General features: G+C 63.1%; 22 protein-coding genes. 7 read left to right on the top strand and 15 right to left on the bottom strand.

Features of this window, described 5'->3' with window-relative positions; all coding sequences use genetic code 11:
• Positions 1–2: 2 nt before the first annotated feature.
• Genes artQ through AACQ43_RS17580 form a run of 3 tightly spaced genes read right to left on the bottom strand, consistent with a single transcriptional unit; the run spans position 3 to position 2160 of the window.
• The gene (gene artQ / locus AACQ43_RS17590) at positions 3–653 is read right to left on the bottom strand and encodes an arginine ABC transporter permease ArtQ (protein WP_011704621.1); all 651 of its coding nucleotides are present in this window, start codon (positions 651–653) and stop codon (positions 3–5) included.
• Positions 654–656: 3 nt separating this feature from the next.
• Positions 657–1394 carry a transporter substrate-binding domain-containing protein gene (locus tag AACQ43_RS17585; protein ID WP_168968037.1) on the bottom strand — a complete coding sequence of 246 codons (738 nt, stop codon included), beginning with the start codon at positions 1392–1394 and terminating at the stop codon, positions 657–659.
• Between the two features lie 25 nt (positions 1395–1419).
• Positions 1420–2160 (bottom strand): ATP-binding cassette domain-containing protein, encoded by a 741-nt coding sequence (locus AACQ43_RS17580; protein WP_005308671.1) that lies wholly within the window; start codon positions 2158–2160, stop codon positions 1420–1422.
• Between the two features lie 201 nt (positions 2161–2361).
• Here AACQ43_RS17580 and argR point away from each other — a divergent pair, with 201 nt between their 5' ends.
• Entirely contained in the window at positions 2362–2832 is a 471-nt protein-coding gene (argR, locus tag AACQ43_RS17575; RefSeq protein WP_005308670.1) for a transcriptional regulator ArgR, read from the top strand.
• Positions 2833–2918: 86 nt separating this feature from the next.
• On the opposite strand, the gene AACQ43_RS17570 is transcribed toward argR, so the two are convergent.
• The 5 genes from AACQ43_RS17570 to glnK all read right to left on the bottom strand — a co-directional run bounded on the left by AACQ43_RS17570 (position 2919) and on the right by glnK (position 8250).
• The gene (locus AACQ43_RS17570) at positions 2919–3824 is read right to left on the bottom strand and encodes a Dyp-type peroxidase (protein ID WP_168968036.1); all 906 of its coding nucleotides are present in this window, start codon (positions 3822–3824) and stop codon (positions 2919–2921) included.
• A gap of 103 nt (positions 3825–3927) precedes the next feature.
• Positions 3928–4962 carry an ABC transporter ATP-binding protein gene (locus AACQ43_RS17565; protein ID WP_168968035.1) on the bottom strand — a complete coding sequence of 345 codons (1035 nt, stop codon included), beginning with the start codon at positions 4960–4962 and terminating at the stop codon, positions 3928–3930.
• Positions 4963–5031: 69 nt separating this feature from the next.
• Positions 5032–6657 (bottom strand): ABC transporter permease, encoded by a 1626-nt coding sequence (locus AACQ43_RS17560; RefSeq protein ID WP_168968034.1) that lies wholly within the window; start codon positions 6655–6657, stop codon positions 5032–5034.
• 39 nt (positions 6658–6696) lie between these two features.
• On the bottom strand, positions 6697–7704 hold the full coding sequence (locus AACQ43_RS17555) for a Fe(3+) ABC transporter substrate-binding protein (RefSeq protein ID WP_081086402.1): 1008 nt from the start codon (positions 7702–7704) through the stop codon (positions 6697–6699).
• 207 nt (positions 7705–7911) lie between these two features.
• Entirely contained in the window at positions 7912–8250 is a 339-nt protein-coding gene (glnK, locus tag AACQ43_RS17550; RefSeq protein ID WP_011704615.1) for a P-II family nitrogen regulator, read from the bottom strand.
• A gap of 201 nt (positions 8251–8451) precedes the next feature.
• On the opposite strand from glnK, the gene arfB reads away from it, so the two are divergent.
• Positions 8452–8868, top strand: coding sequence for an alternative ribosome rescue aminoacyl-tRNA hydrolase ArfB (gene arfB, locus AACQ43_RS17545; RefSeq protein ID WP_011704614.1), 417 nt, complete (start codon positions 8452–8454; stop codon positions 8866–8868).
• Positions 8869–8901: 33 nt separating this feature from the next.
• Complete coding sequence (locus tag AACQ43_RS17540; RefSeq protein WP_113995207.1) at positions 8902–9396, top strand: methylated-DNA--[protein]-cysteine S-methyltransferase; 495 nt, start codon at positions 8902–8904, stop codon at positions 9394–9396.
• A gap of 424 nt (positions 9397–9820) precedes the next feature.
• Here the strand turns inward: AACQ43_RS17540 and AACQ43_RS17535 are convergent, their stop codons facing one another.
• The 7 genes from AACQ43_RS17535 to AACQ43_RS17505 all read right to left on the bottom strand — a co-directional run bounded on the left by AACQ43_RS17535 (position 9821) and on the right by AACQ43_RS17505 (position 17234).
• Positions 9821–11017 carry a NupC/NupG family nucleoside CNT transporter gene (locus AACQ43_RS17535; protein WP_168968033.1) on the bottom strand — a complete coding sequence of 399 codons (1197 nt, stop codon included), beginning with the start codon at positions 11015–11017 and terminating at the stop codon, positions 9821–9823.
• A gap of 182 nt (positions 11018–11199) precedes the next feature.
• Positions 11200–12135 (bottom strand): LysR family transcriptional regulator, encoded by a 936-nt coding sequence (locus AACQ43_RS17530; protein WP_016349403.1) that lies wholly within the window; start codon positions 12133–12135, stop codon positions 11200–11202.
• A gap of 82 nt (positions 12136–12217) precedes the next feature.
• Positions 12218–12751, bottom strand: a complete 534-nt coding sequence (locus AACQ43_RS17525) for a glutathione peroxidase (protein ID WP_168968032.1) — start codon at positions 12749–12751, stop codon at positions 12218–12220.
• A gap of 62 nt (positions 12752–12813) precedes the next feature.
• The gene (locus AACQ43_RS17520) at positions 12814–13377 is read right to left on the bottom strand and encodes an NnrU family protein (protein WP_130633078.1); all 564 of its coding nucleotides are present in this window, start codon (positions 13375–13377) and stop codon (positions 12814–12816) included.
• A 210-nt stretch (positions 13378–13587) separates the two neighbouring features.
• Positions 13588–14727: a glycerate kinase gene (locus AACQ43_RS17515; RefSeq protein WP_168968031.1), complete on the bottom strand. Its 1140-nt coding sequence runs from the start codon at positions 14725–14727 to the stop codon at positions 13588–13590.
• A gap of 9 nt (positions 14728–14736) precedes the next feature.
• The gene (locus AACQ43_RS17510) at positions 14737–15999 is read right to left on the bottom strand and encodes a GntP family permease (protein WP_168968030.1); all 1263 of its coding nucleotides are present in this window, start codon (positions 15997–15999) and stop codon (positions 14737–14739) included.
• 119 nt (positions 16000–16118) lie between these two features.
• On the bottom strand, positions 16119–17234 hold the full coding sequence (locus AACQ43_RS17505) for a sugar diacid recognition domain-containing protein (RefSeq protein ID WP_044799129.1): 1116 nt from the start codon (positions 17232–17234) through the stop codon (positions 16119–16121).
• 327 nt (positions 17235–17561) lie between these two features.
• Here AACQ43_RS17505 and AACQ43_RS17500 point away from each other — a divergent pair, with 327 nt between their 5' ends.
• The 4 genes from AACQ43_RS17500 (at position 17562) to AACQ43_RS17485 (ending at position 21083) form a co-directional block, all read left to right on the top strand.
• Positions 17562–17936: a YacL family protein gene (locus AACQ43_RS17500; protein ID WP_168968029.1), complete on the top strand. Its 375-nt coding sequence runs from the start codon at positions 17562–17564 to the stop codon at positions 17934–17936.
• A 63-nt stretch (positions 17937–17999) separates the two neighbouring features.
• Positions 18000–18290, top strand: coding sequence for a hypothetical protein (locus AACQ43_RS17495; protein ID WP_011704604.1), 291 nt, complete (start codon positions 18000–18002; stop codon positions 18288–18290).
• A gap of 163 nt (positions 18291–18453) precedes the next feature.
• Complete coding sequence (locus AACQ43_RS17490; protein ID WP_168968028.1) at positions 18454–19284, top strand: CPBP family intramembrane glutamic endopeptidase; 831 nt, start codon at positions 18454–18456, stop codon at positions 19282–19284.
• Between the two features lie 239 nt (positions 19285–19523).
• A complete protein-coding gene (locus AACQ43_RS17485) occupies positions 19524–21083 on the top strand; it encodes a methyl-accepting chemotaxis protein (RefSeq protein WP_168968027.1) in 1560 nt (519 codons plus the stop codon).
• The last annotated feature ends 201 nt before the right edge of the window (positions 21084–21284 follow it).

Below are 21284 nucleotides of genomic sequence, written 5' to 3'. Positions count from 1 at the left end.
GATCAGCCTCCGTAACGACGGGTGTAACGGGACGCCTGCTTCAAGCCAAACTCACTCACCAGGCTGATGGCCAGGTAGATGAGGGCCGCCGCGGCATACCAGGTGAAGGGTTGATAGGTGCTGGCCGAAGCCATCTGGGCCTGGCGCATCATCTCGTTCACCCCGATGAGGGAGACCAGTGCGGTGTCCTTGAGCAGCACCAGCCACTGGTTGCCGAGCCCCGGCAGGGCGTGCCGCCACGCCTGGGGCAGCACGATGCGAAAGAAGATGTGACGCTTGCCAAGACCGAGCGCCAGCGCCGCCAGCCGCTGCCCGGCAGGCACCGCATTGAGGGCGGCCCGCAGGGTCTGGGTGGCGTAGCTGGCGAACAGCAGGGAGAGCGCCAGCACACCGCAGGCGAACGGGCTGAACTCCACGTACTCGCCGGTGATGAGGAACAGCACCTGGGTCGAGCCGAAGTAGATGAACAGCACCACCAGCAGCTCGGGCAACCCGCGAATAAGCGTGGTCAGGGTAGCCACCGGCCACACCAGAGCGCGCTGCTTGCTCAGTTCGGCAGCGCTGAACGCCAGCGCCAGCACCATGCCTCCGACCAGGGATGCCAAGGCCAGCCCGAGGGTCATCCAGGCTGCATCCAACAACAGGCTCAACATGACTTAGTGCGCGAAATATTTGTCGTAGATCTTCTGATAGGTGCCGTTGGCCTTGATGTCGGCCAGCCCCTTGTTCAGCTGAATCAGCAGCTCCTGATTGCCCTTGGCCACCGCGATGCCAAAACCGGTACCGAAGTACTTGGCGTCAGTCACCGGCGTGCCGATCACGGCATACTCCTTGTGCTGCTTGAGCCAGTCGGCGGCGACCGCGGTATCGGCAAACACGCCGTCGGTGCGGCCGTTCATCATGTCGAGGAAGGCGCTCTGGTAGCTGGCGTAGGGCACGGTCAGCAGACCCTTGCTCACCCAGTTGTCCACCAGATAGGACTGATGGGAAGTGCCGTTCTGCACGCCGACGGTCTTGTCCACCAGCTCTTCCGGCCCCTTGAAGGCGCCCTTCTTGGTCACGAACACCGCGGAGTTCTGGTAATAAATGTCGGAGAAATCGACCTGGGCGGCCCGCTCCGGGGTCACGTCCATGGCGGCGATGGCGGCGTCATAGCGACGGAATTTCAGGCTTGGGATCAGGCTGTCGAAGGCCTGGTTGTGGAAGCTGCACTCCAGCTTGGCCTGTTCACAGATGGCGCGGGCCAGATCGATGTCAAAACCCTGGAACTCGTTCTTGTCGTCCAGGTATTCGAACGGCGCGTAGGTGGCCTCGGTGGCGAACTTGATCTCCTTGGCCAGCACCGAGGTGCTCAGCAGGCCCATGGCGGCGACCAGCAACAGACTCTTTTTCATGACAGCTTCCTTATCGATTTGAATATCAATGCATCAAGAATTCGGCAAACCGGCTGGTTTGCGGGGCTTGGAAAATGGCGGCGGAGCCGGCTTCGATGATCCGCCCCTTCTCCAGATAGATCACCTGGCTGGCCACCTTGCGGGCGAACTCCACTTCGTGGGTCACCACCACCTGGGTAATGCCGGTCTGGCCCAGGTTGCGGATGATCTCCGCCACTTCCTTGGTGATCTCGGGGTCGAGGGCCGCCGTCGGCTCGTCAAACAGCAGCACCTGGGGGTCCATCATCAGGGTACGGGCGATGGCCACCCGCTGCTGCTGACCGCCAGACAGTCGCGCAGGCCAGGCGTCGCGCTTGTCGGCCAGTTGCAGCTGGGCCAGCAGATAGCCCCCCTTCTCCATGGCCGCCGCCTTGCTCATGCCGAGCAGCTTGACCGGCGCCTCGATGAGATTTTCCATCACGGTGAGATGGGGCCAGAGATTGTACTGCTGGAACACCATGCCCACCTTGCGCCGCAGCGCCTGGGTCTGGCGGTTGAACTCGGCGGTGGAGAGGCTGGACGGGAAAGAAAATTCACTTTCACCGATGCGCAGAACACCGGCATCCGGGGTGTCCAGCAGGTTCATCATGCGCAGCAGAGAACTCTTGCCGGCACCGCTCGGGCCCAGCAGCACCAAGGTTTCACCGGGAGCGGTCCGAAAGCTGACCTGTTGCAGTACCGGCACCTTGTGCCAGGATTTTTCGATACCGATTAATTCAATACCCATACAGCCCAATTGAATAAGTTTTCAAAATTTCGTCCTGATTCTAACGCTGGCATGGGTGGATGCAAGCTATATTTGAATCAATATGCAGAACAAGCGCCGCTTCCTTGCAAAAATAGGCATATGAATGCAAAATGGGCACGCTGTTCATATCTGCCGCCTGAGCGTGACAGGCAGCCAAACCTCCTCATTCGTGAGTCCAAGATGAAGCATAACGACAAGCAAGAAAAACTGGCCAAGGCCTTTAAAGCCTTGCTGAAAGAAGAACGATTTGGCTCCCAGGCAGAGATAGTGACTGCCCTGCAAGAGATGGGCTTCGAAAACATCAACCAATCCAAGGTATCGCGCATGCTGAGCCGCTTCGGCGCCGTTCGCACCCGCAATGCCAAGATGGAGATGGTCTACTGCCTGCCGGTGGAACTGGGCGTGCCCACCACCTCCAGCCCGCTCAAGAATCTGGTGCTGGATGTCGACCACAACGGTGCTCTGGTGGTGATCCACACCAGCCCGGGTGCGGCCCAGTTGATCGCCCGCCTGCTCGACTCCCTCGGCAAGGCCGAAGGGATCCTCGGCACCATCGCCGGTGACGACACCATCTTCATCACCCCGACCAGCGACACCGACATCGAAGAGCTCTACCTCTCCGCCCTCGAGCTGTTCGAACAGACGCCGTAATGGTGAGCGCCGCGTCATCGCGGTCCCGCCAAAACGCAAAATCCCGGCCAAGGCCGGGATTTTTGTTATCTACGGGTGGGCGAGCCTTATTTGCCCTGCGCCACCAGAAAATCTTCTGAAGGGGCGAAGAAGGCTGCGCCGGTCACCGCCTTGGTGAAGCGCAGCAGGTGATCGAAGTGACTGCCCTCCCCCTTGTACATGCTGGCCAGCATGGCGTTGAAGTGCAGCGGGGTGCGGCAGCAGGAGATGAAGTAGAGCCCCTGCTCGGTCATGGTGCCCCAGGGCATGCTCTGGCGCAGGATCTCCATGGACTCCCCCTTCGGCGTCTTGAGGTTGACCCGCTTGATGTGGGCGGTCAGCGGCTTGTCGGCCGACTCGTACTCGATGTTGTCGACCTTGGTGCGACCGATAATGTCTTCCTGCTCCTTCAGTGCCAGCTTCTCCCAATCGCTCATGGCGTGGACCCAGCGCTGCACGTGGATGTAGGAGCCGCCGGCAAACTCGCCGCCATCCAGCAGCGCCACTCCGGCGCGGTGCTCATCTTGCGGGTTCTCGGTGCCATCGACGAAACCGGTCAGATCGCGGCAGTCGAGGTTGCGAAAACCGCGCACCTCTTCCGCCAGCTCCACCAACCCGGCCAGCAGAGCCATGACGCGCTGACCGGCGTGATGCAACACATCCACCCGATCGGCGCGCAGTTGCACGAACAGATCGAACGGGGTGTTGGGGGCCTCCTGACCGTTGGCGGATTGCGCCATGAAGCTGCGGAACTGGGGCGGACGGGCGGCAGGATAGAGGCCATCCCAGGCATCGGCACCGACGGCGACCAGACCGCTGAAGCCGGCAGCGGGGAAATCGGCGGCCACCGCCTCCCACAGGGCCGGTAACTTGGCCAAACGGGCCACCAGCTCGGCGGCGTCACCGGTGCGGTTGAACATCAGATAGAGGGCGTGCAGATTGGGCTCTGCGCAGATCCCGGCTTGGGCTTTCATATATCTCTCCCCTGAACAGACATTGGCGATATGGGCGGTTAGCGTTGCGCGATTATAAACCAGCGCGGTTCCAGTTCATTGATTTCACGACGATATCACGCGTTCAGGGTAAAGGGTCAAACAACACCAGCGCGTGAGGCGTCACCCTGACCCGCGCCCGCGCCCCCTCCAGCGGCTCGCCAATGCTCGCCTCCAGCCGCAGCTCGCCGCTCTCGAACAGCACCCGGCAGTGATGGCCGAGGAACTGCTGCTCCACCACCTTGAGCTCGCCATCCGCGGCGCTCTCCAGCAGCAGCTGCTGGGGCCTGAGCATCAGTTGCAGCAGCTCACCCGCGGCCCTGCCATGGGGCTCGTTGCCGCAGATGACCCCGAGCGCCGTGCGCACGCAGTGGCTGTCCACTACCTCGGCAGTCAGATAGTTGACCCCGCCGAGAAACTCCGCCACGAAGCGATTCTGCGGGCGGCGATAGAGCTGCTCCGGCTGACCCACCTGCTCGATGTGACCCGCGCGAAACAGCGCTAGCCGATCGGCGAAGGCAAAGGCCTCTTCCTTGCTGTGACTGACGAAGATGGCGCCGATCCCCTGCTGCTTGAGCAGGGCGCGGATCTCCAGGATCAACTTCATCCGCACCTGGGTGTCGATGTTGGAGAAGGGCTCGTCCAGCAGCATCAGCCGCGGCTTGCACACCAGCGCCCGGGCGATGGCCACCCGCTGCTGCTGGCCACCGGAGAGCTGGTGCGGATAGCGATCCCCCAACCCCTGCAGATTGACCAGCGCCAGCGCCTCGTCCACCTGCTGCTGGCGGGCACGGCGATCGAGTTTGGTCAGGCCGAAGCCGACGTTGTCGGCCACCGCCAGGTGGGGAAAGAGGGCGTAATCCTGAAAGATCATGCCGATGTTGCGCGCCTCGGGCGGCACGCTGGTATCTGGCCCGTCGAGCAGGGTATCGCCGAGGCGGATCGTGCCCTCCGCCAGCGGCAGCAGGCCGGCGATGGCCTTGAGCAGCGTGGTCTTGCCACAGCCGCTCGCTCCCAGCAGGCAGACGATCTCGTTGTCTGTCACCGTCAGGGAGAGCTGCTCCAGCACATTGCGGCCGTTGTAACGGCAGCTGACATTTTCAACCTGCAAACAGGACAAGGCTGACTTCCTCATATTCTTTTGAACCAGACCGACCGGCGGCCGGACAACATTCCAGGGTAGGCGAACTCAGTGCCTCGCCCCATCCAGGTTGCGGTTGACCCAGATCAGCGGCAACAGCCCCACCAGCACGATGACGATGGCGCCGAGCGCACCGCGCTCCAGCATCTCGTCCGACACGAACTGGTAGACGTGAGTCGCCAGGGTATCGAAGTTGAACGGCCGCAGCAGCAGGGCGGCGGGCAGCTCCTTCATGGATTCGATGAACACCAGCATGGCGCCGGCAAACAGGCCGCGCCGCACCAGCGGCAGGTGCACCCGCCGCAGCATGGCGCCACCCCCCTGCCCCAGGGAGCGGGCCGCCATGTCGAGGCTGGGGGAGATCTTGCCCATGCTGCTCTCCACCGAGCCGATGGCGATAGCCACGAAGCGCACCAGATAGCCGAACACGATGGCGGTGATGGTGCCGGTCAGCAGCAGCCCCGGCCCCTGACGCCCCAGCCACTCGGCCAGATCGTTGATGGCAAAGTCGAGGGCGGTGAGCGGCACCAGCACCCCGATGGCCAGCACGGTACCCGGCATGGCGTAGCCCATGGCGGCGATGCGCAGGGGCAACAGGCTCTTGACTCCGCCATCGAGGCGGCGGAAGAAGCCGAGCAGCAGGGCGATGCCCATGGCCAGCAGGGCGGTCAGCGCCGAGATAGCCAAGCTGTTGCCGGCGAAGCGGACAAACTCCGGCGTCCACGACAATTCGAAGTAGCGCACGCCGTAATCGAGCAGGATGGCGAACGGCAGACCGAAGCCGGCCAATACCAGTCCCCAGCACCAGAGCCCGGCCAGAGCGCGGCGAATCCCCTTGAGCGGGTAGCGCAGCGGCTGTTCGTGGCCCATCGACTTCTGGAACACCTGCTGCTGACTGCGCGAGCGGCGCTCCAGCGCGATCAACAGCACCACTGCCAGCAGCATCAGGCAGGAGAGTTTGGCAGCAGTGGCCAGACTGCCGTAACCGAGCCAGGTGTCGTAGACCGCCGTGGTCAGGGTGTTGATGGCAAAGAAGTGGACGGTGGCAAAGTCAGCCAACGTCTCCATCGCCACCAGCGATACCGCCACCATGATGGCGGGACGCGCCAGCGGCAGGCTGAGGCGGCGAAAGCTCTGCCACGGGGTACAGCCGAGCAGGCGGCTGGAGTGGATGAGGCTGACCGACTGCTCCAGAAAAGAGGCGCGGGTCAGCAGATAGACATAGGGGAACAGCACCAGCGCCAGCACCCAGGCGGCGCCGCCGAGGGAGCGAATAGCCGGAAACCAGTAATCGGCCGGACTGTTCCAGCCAAAGAGCGCTCGCAACCCGGCTTGTAGCGGGCCCGAGTAGTCGAGCAGATCGGTATAGACGTAGGCGACGATATAGGAGGGCATGGCCATCGGCAGCATCAGCGCCCACTGCAGGGCGCGCCGCCCTGGCACCTGGCACATGGCCACCAGCCAGGCGGTCGGCACCCCGAACAGCAGGCTGAGCAGCACGACACCGACCACCAGCCCCAGGGTATTGGCCAGATAGTCGAACAACACGGTATCGGCGAGGTGGCCAAACAGATCTCCGTCGGCCGACAAGGCTGAGAAGACCAGAGCAAGCACCGGCAAAGCCAGCAGCAGGGCGCTGGCCCAGCTGCCGGTAATCCATCCAAAATTTTTCATGAGACCACAGAGGTTGATGGGGCCATTGGCCCCATCTGATTACAAGTCGAATTTCACTTCATCCAGCAGTTGCAAGGCGTCCTTGCGGTGCTTGGCGTAATCGCTGACCGGTAGCGCATCAGACTTGAAACTGCCCCAGGACTTGACCATGGCGGAAGGCTCGACCCCGGCCTTGACCGGATACTCGGCGTTCACGTCCGCATACATGTGCTGGGCGGTGTCGCCGGCCAGGAACTCCATCAGCTGCTGGGCCTCGGCCTTGTTCTTGGCGTACTTGGTCATGGCCACGCCGCTCACGTTGACGTGGGCGCCGCGGTCAGCCTGGTTCGGGAAGTTGATGTAGACGGCATCGGCCCAGGCTTTCTGCGCCGGGTCCTTCAGCATGGCACCCAGGTAGTAGCTGTTGCCGAGCGACAGGTCACAGATACCATCCTTGATCGCCTTGACCTGATCCCGGTCGTTGCCCTGCGGCTTGCGCGCCAGGTTGGCCTTGACCCCTTCCAGCCAGCTCTTGGTCTCGGCCATGCCGTGATGAGCGATCATGGAGGAGACCAGCGCCACATTGTACTCATGCTTGCCGCTACGGGTGCAGATTTTTCCTTTGAATTCAGGCTTGGCCAGATCTTCGTAGCTGATGGTATCGAGCTTGCCGAGACGATCCTTGCTGGAATAGATGGCACGCACCCGGGTTGTCAGCGCGAACCAGCGGTTGTCCGGATCGCGATAGATGGCGGGGATGTTCTCCTGCAAGATCTTGCTGTCCACCGGCTGCACCAGCCCCTTGTCCACCAGATCGGTCAGCCGGCTGATGTCGACGGTCAGCATCAGGTCAGCCGGGGAGAGCTTGCCTTCCCGCTCCAGACGCTCGTTCAGCCCCTCTTTGGCGAACACCACGTTGACCTTGATGCCCGATTCCTTTTCGAACTGCTGGATGATGGGCTTGATCAGCTCATCCTGCCGGTTGGAGTAGACATTCACCTCCCCTGCCGCCAATGCCGACTGAGCCGCCAACGCAGAGAAAGCCAGTGCCAACATCTTCATTTTCATCATCCATTCCTTGAGTTGCTATATCGAGTGAGAACCATTGCTGTTTGCATTTTGCATTGAGCTCGACAGCCGGATCAAGAAATCCTGATGTGGCGGGATCACATATTTAAACCCTGTTCAAACAAAGGAGCCGGATAGAATCCTATCCGGCCCCACCATGGAGTCAATCAGCGACAAAGTACCGATCATTCGCCCCATCCAGCGCGATCAGAGCGCCTCGTCGTCGCTCTCACCGGTCCGAATGCGCACGGCCTGCAGCAGGTCGTAGACGAAGATCTTGCCGTCACCGATCTTGCCGGTATAGGCGGCCTTGCAGATCGCCTCGATCACCCCTTCGACGTTGTCGTCGGCCGTCGCTATCTCCAGCTTTACCTTGGGCAGGAAGTCGACCTGATACTCGGCTCCCCGGTATAATTCGGTGTGCCCCTTCTGGCGGCCAAACCCTTTGACCTCAGACACGGTCAGACCCTCGACCCCCAGGTTGGCGATGGCCTCGCGCACGTCGTCCAACTTGAAGGGTTTGATAATCGCAGTAATCAGCTTCATCTGGTTGCTCCCAATCCATGGTATGTCATGAATGGGGAATCAATTCTTGTGCCAAGTCTTTTTATTGTTTAATTTCAAAAAGATAGCATTCAGGCCTGGAGCAGGACTCTCCCGGCATCACCAAGGGAGCGCATCTCGCCCCATTATGAGGCACCAAGCTGAGCCAGCCACAGCCGATGCACCAAACAAGAGCACCGCAGTATGTTAGTCATCTCCAACAGCGTTACCCTGCCCTGGCATGAACTGCAATTCCAGACCATGCGGGCGCAGGGCAACGGTGGCCAGCACGTCAACAAGACCGACTCCGCCGTCTGGTTGCGCTTCGATTACCGCAACTCCCCCAGCCTCACCCCGCTCTACAAGGAGGGGCTCGACAAGCTGAGCGACAGCCGGGTTCACGACGGCTTCATCATGATCCGGGTCGAGACCCACCGCAGCCAGGACATGAACCGCAAGGAGGCGATGAACCGTCTGGTGGAGCTGCTGAAGAAAGCGGCCTGGCGCCCCAAGGCCCGCCACGCCACCAAGCCGACCCGCAGCTCCCAGCGCAAGCGGGTCGATGCCAAGAAGCGCAAGGGGGAGATAAAATCGACCCGCGGCAAGCCGGTAGTGGACTAGCCGGGCCCTTGCCCAACGCCCGAGGATGACAGAATGAAATTCAGTTTTTGCGACAGCGTCCACGGCCCCCTGCTCATCGCCATCGACCGGGACGGGCTGCGCTATGTGGAGTTCGTGCTAGGCGAGCAGCCGGTGACCCCGACCGACGAGTGGCAGCGCGACGATCAGGCGCTGGCCCCCTTCGTCGAACAGTTCGCTGCCTACTTCGCCGGTCGCCTGCGCCGCTTCGATTTGCCGCTCGCCGCCCGAGGCACCCCTTTTCAGCAATCGGTGTGGCGCGCCCTGGGCGATATTCCCTATGGCGAGACCGTCAGCTACCTCGAGATTGCCCAGGCCATCGGCAATCCCAAGGCAGTGCGGGCGGTCGGTGCCGCCAACGGGCGCAATCCGCTCAGCATCATAGTGCCCTGTCACCGGGTGATCGGCCGCAGCGGCGAGCTGACCGGTTATGCCGGCGGCATTCCCATCAAACGTTGGTTGCTGGCGCTGGAACAGCAGACTGCCGATCACTTTGTGCTGACTCCCTGACCAACCAGAGGCACCCTGTTAACAACACGGGGCAGACACCGGCGCCGCAGCCCCACTGACGACGTCGTGCTGACCCCTGACCAGCCAGCGGCATCCCGTTCACAACGCTGGCTGCCAGCGCTGGAGCAACAGACCGCCGACAACTTCGCGCTGACCCCTGAGCCTCTAACCAGTCAGTCCCATTGCGTTTAGCAAAATGAACATAGTATGAAGAATCGCCTCAGAAGGGCTTCAGACAGCATCAGGCATCATGGCTTCACACTTGGATTGCATGGCTCATCCCTCATTCAAGTGGCACCCATGTGACGCTTCCAATCTGTCTTTTTCCCCGCGCCTCCCTGAGGCGCTTTTTTTTGCCGGCAAGCGGCCACAAAAAAGCCCGCCGAAGCGGGCTCTGACCGGAAGGTGCTAGCTTCAGGGTCAATCAGAGGGCGAGGAACAAGCCTGCCAGCGAGGCACTCATCAGGTTCGCCAGCACACCCGCCAGGATGGCGCGCATGCCGTAACGGGCGATGAAGGATTTGCGCTCCGGCACCATGGCGCCCAAGCCACCGATCAGGATTGCCATGGAGGAGATGTTGGCGAAACCACACAGGGCGAAGGTAACGATGGCCTTGCTCGACTCGCTCAGGGTCTGATCCTGCACCAGGGCGATGAAGGCGACGAACTCGTTCACCACTATCTTGGCCCCGATCAGGGCGCCGGCGGCCTGAGCCTGCTCCCAGGGAATGCCGATCAGCCAGGAGACGGGTGCAAACAGCCAGCCCAGGATGATCTGGAAGCTCAGCTCCAGCCCCACCAGGTCGCCGGCCCAGCCCAGCAGGCCGTTGAGCATGGCGATCACCCCGACGAACGCCAGCAGGGTGGCACCCACGGCAACCGCGATGTTGAGGCCGGACATGGCGCCATCGGCGGCCGCTTCAATCACGTTGGTGGCGCGCGGGATCACTACGTCCTGATGGTGGTCCTGCTCTTCGGCGGCAGGCGGCACCAGGATCTTGGCCATGGCCAGACCAGCCGGTGCCGACATGAAGGCCGCCGCGATCAGGTATTTCAGCTCGACCCCGATGCTGGCGTACCCCACCAGGGTACCACCGGCCACAGAGGCGAGGCCGCAGCTCATCACCGCGAAGAACTGGGAGTCGGACATCTTGGAGAGATAGGGTTTGACCACCAGCGGCGCCTCCACCATGCCGACGAAGATGTTGGCGGTGGCGGAGAGGCTCTCGGCGCGGCCGGTGCCCAGCAGCTTCTGCAGGCCGCCGCCGAGCAGGGCGATCACTTTCGGCATCAGGCCGATGTGGTAGAGGATGGCGATCACCGCAGAGAAGAAGATGATGACCGGCAGCACGTTGAAGGCAAAGATGAAGCCTAGCTTGAACTTGGCCAGATCGCCAAACAGGAAGGCGATCCCCTCCTGACCGTAACCGATCACGCTGCTGACGCTTTCGCTCACCCCGTTCAGTACATGCTGACCGGCGGGCAGCCAGAGCACCAGGCCGGCGAAGAGGATCTGCAGGCAGAGGGCCAGGCCCACTGTTCGCAACGGGATACGACGACGATTATCAGAGCAGAGCGTGGCCACGGCCAGAATGCTCAGGATGCCGAGCAGGGCAATCATAGGGACTCCATCAGGTGGGGCGAAAGATGGGCGCGGATTCTGCGCTCCCGGCCTCGCCACTGCAAGTCCACTTGGTTACAGCCCTGTTAGAAAAAACGTTTGCACGATACCGGTTGCGGCAACTGGCTGATTTGACTCGATTTTGGTTTCAAGCGAAAGCCAGTGTTCTTATATGGAAACGATTATTCCTCCGTGCCGGACAATTTGCCGCCGAGCCAGGGGGCCAGCCGCTGCTCCCAGTAGGGATTCGGGCCGAAGCTCTCCTTGAGGAAATCGATGAACAGCCGGATCTTGGGATCCAGGTGCTCGCGTCTGGCATAGACGGCGTGCACCGCCATCTTCTGGTTCGGCCGCCACTGGGGCAGCAGCGGGATCAGCTGGCCGGACTGCAACTCCTTGTCCAGCAGGTAGTTGGCCACGTAGGCGATGCCGAGCCCGGCCAGGGCGGCGTCGCGCACCGCCTCCGCCAGATCCACTCGGTAGTTGCCGGCCACCTGCACCGTCTGGCGCTCCTTGCCCTGGCGAAACGACCACTCGTGGTAGCGCCGCTCCCGGCTCTGGTAGGTGATGCAGTTGTGCTGGGCCAGGTCTCTGGGGTGCAGCGGGGTGCCGTGGCTCAGCAGATAGTCCGGCGAGGCCACCAGCACGAAGTGAATGTCCGCCAGCCGCTGCCCCACCAGGGCCTCGGGTTTGTCCTCGTAGGTGGTGATCCAGAGATCCAGCCCCTCATCCACCAGGTTGGTACGGTGATCGAACAGCGAGACCTCCAGCTCCAGCTCGGGGTAGCGATCCTGAAACGCCTTGAGGCGCGGGATCACGTGCAGCCGGCCGAAAGACTGGCCAACCCCCAGATGCAGGATACCGCTCACCTTGCCGCGCCGCTCCGCCACCATGGAGTCCGCCTCCAGTGCCACCGCCACCAGGGCGCGGCAGTGGCGGGCATACTCCTGACCAAGCTCGGTGAGGGAGAAGCGGCGAGTGGTGCGCTGCACCAGCTGGGCACCGAGTTCGGTCTCCAGCTGGGCCAGCTGCTTGCTGATGTGGGATTTGGAGACCCCAAGCCGCCGGGCGGCCGCCGAGATGCCCTGTTCACGGACCAGGGCATCGAAGATCACCATTTGGGGCAGACGTTGCAGCACGGGATTACCAGAGAGAAGAGCGGGCCCCCATTATTCCAGAGCCGCCCGCCGCGGGGTAGCGCTAAAGGCCGAGCGCCCGTTTGACCTCTTTTTGCAGGGGATCGTCCGCCGGATTCTGGTTCGCCCCATAACTCGCGACCAGCTTGCCGTCACGCCCGATCAGATACTTGTGAAAGTTCCAGCCCGGCGCTTCGCCTGCCGCCGTGGCCAACCCCCGGTAAAGCGGGCTGGCATCGGCCCCGCGCACGGCAATCCGGTTGAACATGGGGAAGGTGACCCCGTAATCGCGTCGGCAGACCGAGGCTGTCTTGCCCTCCTCCCCCGCCTCCTGCCAGAAGTCGTTGGAGGGGAAGCCGAGCACCACCAATCCCTTCTCCTTGTAGGTCTGGTAGAGCGTCTCCAGATCCCGGAACTGGCCGCGATAGCCGCAGTAGGAGGCGGTATTGACCACCAGTACCACCTTGCCCTCGGTCAGCTGGCAGAGGTTGTGGCGCTGGGTGCTGTTGAGCTCCCGCATCTCCACGTTGAAGTAGTCCGGGCAGGAGGCGACGGCCACCCCGGCCCCGAGTGTCAGCAACAACATGATCCATTTCATCGAGCGACTCCTGTCAGACAGATGAGTGACATACGCGCGGGCACGCCGGCCGGTTCACCCGCTCAATAGAGGGGGATGCCGGTGAGCATGCCGTGCCCCCAGAAGATCAACAGGGCGGTGAGCGCCAGCCCGGCCCCCACGCTGAGCCCGGTGCCGTACCAGTTGGCCACCGGACGGGGATGGCGCTGCCAGTCCCGCACCGAAATCCAGACGATGCTCACCAGCGCCCACAGGCCGATGCCGCCAAACAGCACCAGGGAGCGGGCCTCGCTGTTGACTGCCAGATGAGCGCCAGCCCAGAGCAGGGTGCCGAGCAGCTGGGGATGCACCAGCCAGCGCCGCAGGTGGTTGGGCCCCTGACCGGAGCAGAACAGGATCAGGGCGATGGGCATGACCGCCATCATCAGGGTCGGTCCCCAGGCGGGCAGAAAATAGAGCGGCAGCGGGCTGGCGGTACGCCAGCCGGCGATGATGCAGGCGATGGCGATGAACACCAGCAACGAGAAGAGTCCCTTGTAGCGATTCTCCCCCAGCCGCTCGCGCAAGCGGGCCCGATGGGCACCTGCGAAGCAGGGATAGAGGTGGATCAGGGTAAACAGCAGTACCCCCAGGGTCAGCAAGATCATGGGTTGCTCCTTGTACTATGGGGGATCACTATGCCGCAAAGTCGGCGGCCAGAATACAGAAACCGCAGAAAAGCACTGGCTATACAGCAGGATAATGAAAAAAGCCGATCATCTGATCGGCAAGGTGTTTCGGGCAGACCTGCTGCGGGGCAGGTCGTCACCGCGACACGGGGCTAGGTTGGCCGGCGCCATGCACCGGCCAGAAGAGAGTCAGGGTCGCAGCAGATAAAGCGCCGCCACGTTGCGGGCCGTGAGCTGCAGGTTGGTGGTGGCGGTGGCCAGCGCCTCCGGCAGCGACATGGCACGGTTGACCACGGCGAACACCGCATCCAGCCCGTGCTCGTGCTCGTGCACCACACCGTAATCGTCGGTCAGGCAGCCCGCAATGCCGATCACCGGCTTGCCGAACTGCTTGGCGCAGCGTGCGACACCGATTGGCGTCTTGCCGTGGATGGTCTGGCTATCGATGCGTCCCTCACCAGTGATGACCAGATCCGCGTCGGCCACCGCCTCGGCCAGTTTCAGCGCCTCGATGACGATCTGGATGCCGGGTTTCAGTTCGGCGCCGAGCAGACCCACCAGGGCCGCGCCCATGCCACCGGCGGCGCCCGCCCCCGCAATCTCCTTCACCTTCTTGCCAAGCGCCTGCTCGATGCAGTCGGCGTAGTGGGCCAGGTTGGCGTCCAGCTGCGCCACCATAGCGGGGGTCGCCCCCTTCTGCGGACCAAACACGGCGGAGGCCCCTTTCGGCCCGCACAGCGGGTTGTCCACGTCGCAGGCCACTTCAATGGTGATCTTGGCGAGGCGCGAATCGAGCCCGCTCAGATCGATGGTGGCCAGCTCGGCCAGACCGGCGCCGCCCGGCGCGATGGGAGTGCCGTCGCGCTTGAGCAGTTTGCCACCAAGCGCCTGGATCATGCCGGCACCGCCGTCATTGGTGGCACTGCCGCCGATGCCGAGGATCAGATGCTTCACCCCCATGTCGAGGGCCGCCAGGATCAGCTCGCCGGTGCCGCTGCTAGAGGTGTGCAGCGGATTGCGCAGCTCAGGCGCCACCAGATGCAGGCCGGAGGCCGCCGCCATCTCGATGACGGCGCGCTCGCCATCCCCCAGCAGACCGACGAAGCCCTGTACCTTGTTGCCAAGGGGAGCGGTCACATAGAAGGGCAGAATGCGGCCACCGGTGGCGTCCACCAGGGACTGCACCGTCCCCTCGCCGCCATCGGCCATCGGCAATTTGACGTAGGTGGCATCCGGCAACACCTGCTTGAAGCCGGCCTCGATGGCATCGGCCACCGCCATGGCGCTGAGGCTCTCCTTGAATGAATCGGGGGCGATAACAATTTTCATATCAATTCCTTAGGCGAGGCCAAACACGCCAAACATCAGGGTGGAGACGGCGGCAATGGTCAGACCGACCGCGGTTTCGTAGGGGATGAGCTTGAGCCGCTCACCCACGCCCATGTGGACGCTGCCGCCGGTGGCATGGAAGAAGGAGCCGTGGGGCATGTGGTCGAACACGGTGGCACCGGCGTGGATCATGGCGGCCCCCGCCAGGCTGCTGATGCCGAGCTCGAGCAGGGTGGAGCTGAACACGTTGGAGGCCACCACGGTACCGGCGGTGGTCGAGGCGGTTGCCAGCGACATCAGGGCACCGGAGATGGGAGCCAGCAGATAGGAGGGCAGGCCGGAGGCGGTCAGGCCGCTGATCAGCACATCCTTGAGACCGGAGTTGGCGATGATACCCGCCAGGGTACCGGTACCCAGCAGCATGATGGCCACCGGCGCCATGCGGGCGAGACCCGAGACCGCAAACTGGTTCACCTTGCTGAACTTGCCCATCATCAGGGCACCGACCAGGCCGCCGAGGGGCAGAGCGATGAGCGGATCCACCACGATGCCGGCGATGGGGCGCAGGGCCAGCAGCAGGATGGCTACCAGCGGCGCACTGATGGCGGCGGCAAAGCCCGGCAGCTTGCTGCCATTGAAGCTCACCACCTCGTCGGCGGCGACCTTGCTGCCCTTGTGGTTGAGGCGTTTGGCCAGCCAGTAGGCCATCACCAGCCCGAACAGGCCCGGGATGATGCCGGCCGCCATCACCGAGGTGAGCGGCAGATGGAAGGCATCGGCTGCAGCGATGGCGTTGGGGTTGGGAGACATGACGTTGCCCGCCTTGCCGCCGCCGATCATCGCCAGCAGGATGGCAGCCTTGGAGAGGTCGGCACGGCGGGCGATGGCCAGCGCGATGGGGGCGACCGTGATGACGGCCACGTCCACGAACACGCCGACCGCGGTCAGAATCAGGGTGGCCAGCGCCAGCGCCAGCAGGGCGCGGGTCTCGCCCAGCTTCTTGACGATGGTCTCGGCGATGGTGGTGGCGGCGCCCGATTCGATCAGCACGCCGGCCAGCACGCCCGCCGCCAGGATCCGCATCACCGCCGTGGTGATCCCCTGGGCGCCGCCGATCATCAGGGCGACGGTCTGGGTCAGATCGGCGCCGCCGATCAGGCCGCCGGCCAGGGCGCCGACGATCATGCCGTAAGCGGGCGGCACCTTCTTCAGGATCAGGAAGATGGCGATGGAGAGCGCGGCGAGAGCGCCGAGCGCGGATACAGGGATCATGACGGGCACCTTTCAAATGAGTGAGTGGTGGCCATTATGGTGATCCGGGATCGGAATGCTTTGGTCAAAAAACCAAATATCAGCGTTTTATAACGCAACTTTTTGTATTAATGAACAAATCAGCTGTCGAGGTTGAGCCCGAGATAGAGCAGAAACTTGTCATCTAACTTGTTGAAATTCAACCCGGTTATCTGCTCAATCCGGGTCAGCCGATAGCGCAGGGTATTGGGGTGGATGAACAGGGCTTCGGCGCAGGGATGCAGATCACAATCCTGCAAGAAATATTGGCGCAGCGTCTTCTGCAGCGTTCCCTTTGTGTCCTCCTGTGCCAGCTTGTGCAGCGGGGCCCGCAGCTGATCCGCCTGCCAGGAGTCCGCCAGACTGCCGAGCAGCACCGGCAGCCGGTAATCCTCGAAGAAATAGACCTGTTTGCGCGGCGCCTGTCGCATGCCGCGGCGCAAGGTGTCCCGCGCCGTCTGGTAGGAACGCGCCAGCCCGCCGGTGCCGGCGAAGTAATCACCCACCCCGATGCGCACCCGAAAGTGGGGGATGCGGGCCAGCAGCTGCTTGATGCGACTGCGCTCCTGCGCCGACTGCCAGATGCCGTCGCTGAGCTGGGCCGGCTTGAGCACCACTATCTCGTCCAGGCCGTTGATGGCCACCAGGTTGTCCCGCTCCGGGTTTTCCAGCAGATGCACCAGCTCCCGCAGCCGGGCCGGGTCGGCCTCCTCCAGCGCCAGCACCGCCACCACCCGCGGCTGGGCCAGATCCAGCCCAAGGAAACGGGCCGCCTGCTGCAGCTGATCTTCCCGCCCTTCACCACGGATCAGCTGCAGCACCAGCTCCTCCTTGTGGCGCTTGTCCCACTGCAGCTGTTCGGTGAGCGCCGCCTGCTCCAGAATGAGCTCGGCGGTCATGCGCACCAGTTCGGCGTAAGCACGAACTTCGTCCGGATCGCCCGAGATGCCGATGACCCCGAGCAGCTCCCCCTGATAGGCGATGGGGAGGTTGATGCCGGGGCGTACCCCCTTGAGCTCGCGGGCAGTCGCTTCGCTGATCTCCACCACCCGGTTTTCGGTCAATGCCAGCACGGCCCCTTCGTGACGCTGATGGAGCCGCTCCGGGTTACCGGACGCGATGATCAGGCCGTGCTCGTCCATCACGTTGACCGAGAACGACAGGATCTTCATCGCCCGGCTGACAATCTGCCGTGCGAGCGTGTCATTGAGCTGCATAGATACTCCGCTGAATGAACCGGGAATAGCCTGAGGCGATGATGAGTCTCTGTGGCTCGTCCATCATGTTGGCCGAGCACGAACGGATCCTTACCGCCCGACTGACTATCTGGCGCTGGCGCGCGAGGGTATCGTTTAGCTGCATCACATCTCCAAAGCGGGGGCCGGACCGGCCACAAAGCGCCGGTAGCGGGGCAAAGATGCCACATCTTCAAGACAAGCGAGGGGGGGCTCGCTAGAATAGGCCACTTTACGCTATATGCGCCCCGCCATGGAGCAGGATTTGCCCTGCCCATGACGACTCACTCTTCCGCTATGGACTGAACTATGGATTATGAATTTCGCCGCGATCCGTTCGGCGGTTATCGCGCCCGGTTCTCCATGGGCCATGAGGCCATCGGCCAGTGGCTGATCGACGAAGTGGGCAAGGACGAGGAGAAACTCGACGAGCTGTTCGCCATCATCGATCAGCTCTCCAGCCGGACTCGTATCGAATACCGGCTGCTGGGCGGCGACTACTCCCTGCTGCTGACCCACGAGGAGGCCGAGGTGAAAGCCAACGTCCTCAATATCGAGCAGGATGAGGATCTCGACGATCTCGCCTACTACGATGATGAACAGCTGGCCATGTGCGGGCTGGAAGATTTTGCCCAGGTGCTAGGCTCCTGGCGCGCCTTTATCCGCAACGAGGATATGGGCTGATCGACCCCTCTGAAAAACGACATCGGGCAACCATGCCCCATTGCCTAACCAACAGGATTGACTATGTCTATTTACGATTTTGATGACGAGCTGCCGGAAGACGAGCAGGAACAACCGAAAAAAGCCGCCCCTGCCAAGAAGAAAGGCAAGCAGGTGCTGAACACCCAGGTCAACCTGAGCCCGCGCGATGCCAGCCGTCTGAACGGTATGCACGTCGAAGCCATCGCCACCCTGGACGACGTCAGCCTGCCGAAGAATGTGATTTTCAAGGCTGGCTTGATCGCCCTGGGTGAGCTGGAAGCCAGCAAGCGTGCCGACATCATTGCCCGGGTGATCGCCGAATCCGGCCGCTGAGACGCCTTGTCACCCTTGCCAAAACCGGAGCCCAGCTCCGGTTTTTTTATGGCCGCGCACCCTGGCTGCCAGCCGAACACGGGATCCGACCAGCTTATTAAGCCTTGTCTCATGGCATGTCCCATTGTTAAGGTGCGGGACTTTCATCGGCCTTGGAGACTCAATGTTACCTCTACCTGATTCACTCATCTGGGGAGCACTGGCGCTGGCCATCTTGCTCTGTCTGGCACGGCAACGACTGCCCGGCTTCATCATGCTGGCCGTCGCCCTGCTGGCGGCCCTCGGCCTCGGCCACCTGAGCCCAATCGCCCTGCTGGCCAGCGCGGCGGGCCTGCTGCTGGCCTGGCGCACCCCCTCCCTGCCCCAGCCCTGGCGCTCCGTCGCCCTGGGCGCCGTGCTGCTGTGGGCGGTGGCGCTGATGCTGCACCTCATCCCCGGCTTCACCAACCTGAAGGTGCTGGACCAAGTGCAGGCCGGCCCCGCCAGCGTGCCGTTCAACATGTACCTCAACCTGGACAAGCCGCTGATCTTCTTCGGCCTGCTGCTGGCCTGGCCCGCCCTGCTGGGCCCGGGCGGCACAGTTCAGTGGCGCAGATTGGCACTGCTGCTGGTGCCGCTGGCAGCCCTGCTGATCGCCGCCTGGCAGCTGGGGGCCCTCAAGCCCGAGGTGGGCCTGCCCGGCTGGTGGTGGCTGTTTGCCCTCAACAACCTGCTGTTCACCTGCGTGGCGGAAGAGGCGCTGTTTCGCGGCTTCCTGCAGCAGGGGATCGCCGCACACAGCCGGCGCTGGCTTGGGGTACTGGTAGCCAGCCTGCTGTTCGGCGCCGCCCACCTGGCTGGTGGCCCGCTGCTGGTACTGTTCGCCGCACTGGCAGGCGCCTGCTATGGCCTAGCGTTCCTGCTGAGCGGGCGCCTCGGCGTTGCCATCGCGATCCACTTCCTGTTCAACTTCGCCCACCTGGCCCTCTTTACCTACCCGCTGGCCAGCCGCTGATCCCGGGCGCCCCCTGCGGGGCGCCTGCAACCTCCACTCCCCCTTGGTGCACACCAACACTCCCTTTGCCATCCGCCTGCACAGATGCACCTTTCATTTGCCCTATTTAGCTAAGCGAGAGTGGCGATTAATTGACCCAAGCCAAGATAGCGCGCTTGCTGCCCCCTAGAATGGGCCGGTAACAATCACAAAAAATAAAAATAAATCTATCAGTTACTTGGCTCAATCAGGATGCACTCATGACCACAACCCAACGGGAGGGGGAGATACGTTTCCCCGACCACCTGTCACTGATCTCGACGACCGACCCCGCCAGCCACATCACCTACGCCAACCAGCACTTCTGTGACGTGGCCGGTTATCACCCCGCCGAAATGGAGGGGGTACCCCACAATCTGGTACGCCACCCCGACATGCCCAAGGCCGCCTTCGCCGACATGTGGCAGCGACTGCGCCAGGGCAAAAGCTGGATGGGGCTGGTGAAGAACCGCGCCAAGAGCGGCAAGTTCTACTGGGTCAACGCCTATGTCACCCCCATCCTCAACGAACAGCGACAGATCATCGAGTACCAGTCGGTGCGCACCCGCCCCAGCGAACACGACATCGCCTGGGCGGAGCAGCTCTACGCCCGCATCCGGGCGGGCAAGGCACTGCCCTGGCTGAGCCGGCTCGCCCTCGAACCCGGTCTGCTCACCCTGCTGCTCTCGGGCGGCGCCCTGCTCACCCTGCTGGCGGCCATCATCAGCGGCAATCCGCTGTGGGGAGCGCCAGGCGCACTGGCCCTGCTGGCCCAGATGCTGCACGGCTGGCGCCTGCAGCAGCGGCTCAACCGGCTGGCCCGCACGGCCGGCGAGGAGATGGGCACCCCGCTTTGCCAGGTGCTCTACACCAGGCGGCGGGACACCCTGGCGGCCCTGGAGCTGGCGCTTCGCATGAAGCGAGCCGAGCTCAAGGCGGTGGTGGGGCGCAGCGCCGACACCAACCAGCAGATCCTGCAGGCTGCCGAGGATGACAGGGGCAATATCCAGACCATCGACATCCACCTGCAGCAGCAGCGGGCCCAGAGCGAGCAGCTGGCCGCCGCCATCACCGAGCTCAGCCACTCCATTCGCGACGTGGCGAGCAACGCCCATCAGGCCAGCGAACTGGTGGGCGAGGTGCAGCAGGTCTCCGCCGAGGGGTTGCGGGCGCTGGCCACCACCCAGTCCTCGGTCGATCAGCTCCATCACGAGCTCGACGCCAACCACGCCGTGCTGGCCCGGCTGACCGGCGACAGCCAGAAGATCAGCGGGATCCTGGAGGTGATCAGCCAGATCGCCGATCAGACCAACCTGCTCTCCCTCAACGCGGCCATCGAGGCGGCGCGGGCCGGCGAGCAGGGACGTGGCTTTGCGGTGGTGGCCGACGAGATCCGGGCGCTGGCCCAGAAGACCCGCAGCTCCACCGGCGAGATCAACGAGATGATCCAGGCGCTGCAGCAGACAACCCGTCAGCTGGCCGACGGCATGAGCCAGGGCGCCCAGACTTCGGATCGCTGCCAGCAGCACGTGGGGACTACCGCCGAGGTGCTCAACCAGATCAACCGCATGCTGGCCCGGGTCACCCATACCAGCGACGAGATTGCCCAGGCCGTCAGCCAGCAGGCGAACGTCACCAGCACTCTGGACAAGGGCATCCACCAGATCCATCAACTGGCCAGCCACACCGCCGACAACAGCCGCCAGGCCCTCGACGGCATCACCCTGCTGGTGGAGCGGCTGCATGCCCTCTCCCGCCTGATCAATCAGTTCCAGCACTGACCGCCTTGCAGGGGCGTGCCGCCCGGCACGCCCGCTTCACCTCGTTCGCCTGACCTCCCCTGTCCCTTTGGCAGCTGCCAACCCCATGGGTTAACACCTCCCCATATGGGGCCTTTCATTTATTTGTAACAAAAATGTAAATGAAATGACCTCTGTGCCCGCCATAACAGTCACTTTCCAGCGTGCCTCGACCAAAAGGAC

This window comes from Aeromonas sp. DNRA1 (assembly GCF_963888745.1).
Classification (GTDB): Bacteria; Pseudomonadota; Gammaproteobacteria; order Enterobacterales; family Aeromonadaceae; genus Aeromonas; species Aeromonas hydrophila.
Note: the sequence above shows the minus strand (reverse complement) of the source record. Positions and strands in the feature narration are given on the sequence as shown.

Bases quoted from the DNA above. Each gene is read 5' to 3' on its own strand.
- AACQ43_RS17535 (WP_168968033.1), bottom strand. From the start codon at position 11,017: ATGATTGCCCTGCTCGGCATCCTGAGCATTCTGGCCGTGGCCACGCTC.
- AACQ43_RS17500 (WP_168968029.1), top strand. From the start codon at position 17,562: ATGGATTATGAATTTCGCCGCGATCCGTTCGGCGGTTATCGCGCCCGG.
- AACQ43_RS17515 (WP_168968031.1), bottom strand. From the start codon at position 14,727: ATGAAAATTGTTATCGCCCCCGATTCATTCAAGGAGAGCCTCAGCGCC.
- AACQ43_RS17555 (WP_081086402.1), bottom strand. From the start codon at position 7,704: ATGAAAATGAAGATGTTGGCACTGGCTTTCTCTGCGTTGGCGGCTCAG.
- AACQ43_RS17505 (WP_044799129.1), bottom strand. From the start codon at position 17,234: ATGCAGCTCAATGACACGCTCGCACGGCAGATTGTCAGCCGGGCGATG.
- AACQ43_RS17525 (WP_168968032.1), bottom strand. From the start codon at position 12,751: ATGAAATGGATCATGTTGTTGCTGACACTCGGGGCCGGGGTGGCCGTC.
- AACQ43_RS17570 (WP_168968036.1), bottom strand. From the start codon at position 3,824: ATGAAAGCCCAAGCCGGGATCTGCGCAGAGCCCAATCTGCACGCCCTC.
- AACQ43_RS17495 (WP_011704604.1), top strand. From the start codon at position 18,000: ATGTCTATTTACGATTTTGATGACGAGCTGCCGGAAGACGAGCAGGAA.
- AACQ43_RS17520 (WP_130633078.1), bottom strand. From the start codon at position 13,377: ATGATCTTGCTGACCCTGGGGGTACTGCTGTTTACCCTGATCCACCTC.
- arfB (WP_011704614.1), top strand. From the start codon at position 8,452: ATGTTAGTCATCTCCAACAGCGTTACCCTGCCCTGGCATGAACTGCAA.
- AACQ43_RS17580 (WP_005308671.1), bottom strand. From the start codon at position 2,160: ATGGGTATTGAATTAATCGGTATCGAAAAATCCTGGCACAAGGTGCCG.
- argR (WP_005308670.1), top strand. From the start codon at position 2,362: ATGAAGCATAACGACAAGCAAGAAAAACTGGCCAAGGCCTTTAAAGCC.
- AACQ43_RS17485 (WP_168968027.1), top strand. From the start codon at position 19,524: ATGACCACAACCCAACGGGAGGGGGAGATACGTTTCCCCGACCACCTG.
- AACQ43_RS17540 (WP_113995207.1), top strand. From the start codon at position 8,902: ATGAAATTCAGTTTTTGCGACAGCGTCCACGGCCCCCTGCTCATCGCC.
- glnK (WP_011704615.1), bottom strand. From the start codon at position 8,250: ATGAAGCTGATTACTGCGATTATCAAACCCTTCAAGTTGGACGACGTG.
- AACQ43_RS17510 (WP_168968030.1), bottom strand. From the start codon at position 15,999: ATGATCCCTGTATCCGCGCTCGGCGCTCTCGCCGCGCTCTCCATCGCC.
- AACQ43_RS17585 (WP_168968037.1), bottom strand. From the start codon at position 1,394: ATGAAAAAGAGTCTGTTGCTGGTCGCCGCCATGGGCCTGCTGAGCACC.
- AACQ43_RS17560 (WP_168968034.1), bottom strand. From the start codon at position 6,657: ATGAAAAATTTTGGATGGATTACCGGCAGCTGGGCCAGCGCCCTGCTG.
- AACQ43_RS17530 (WP_016349403.1), bottom strand. From the start codon at position 12,135: ATGGTGATCTTCGATGCCCTGGTCCGTGAACAGGGCATCTCGGCGGCC.
- artQ (WP_011704621.1), bottom strand. From the start codon at position 653: ATGTTGAGCCTGTTGTTGGATGCAGCCTGGATGACCCTCGGGCTGGCC.
- AACQ43_RS17490 (WP_168968028.1), top strand. From the start codon at position 18,454: ATGTTACCTCTACCTGATTCACTCATCTGGGGAGCACTGGCGCTGGCC.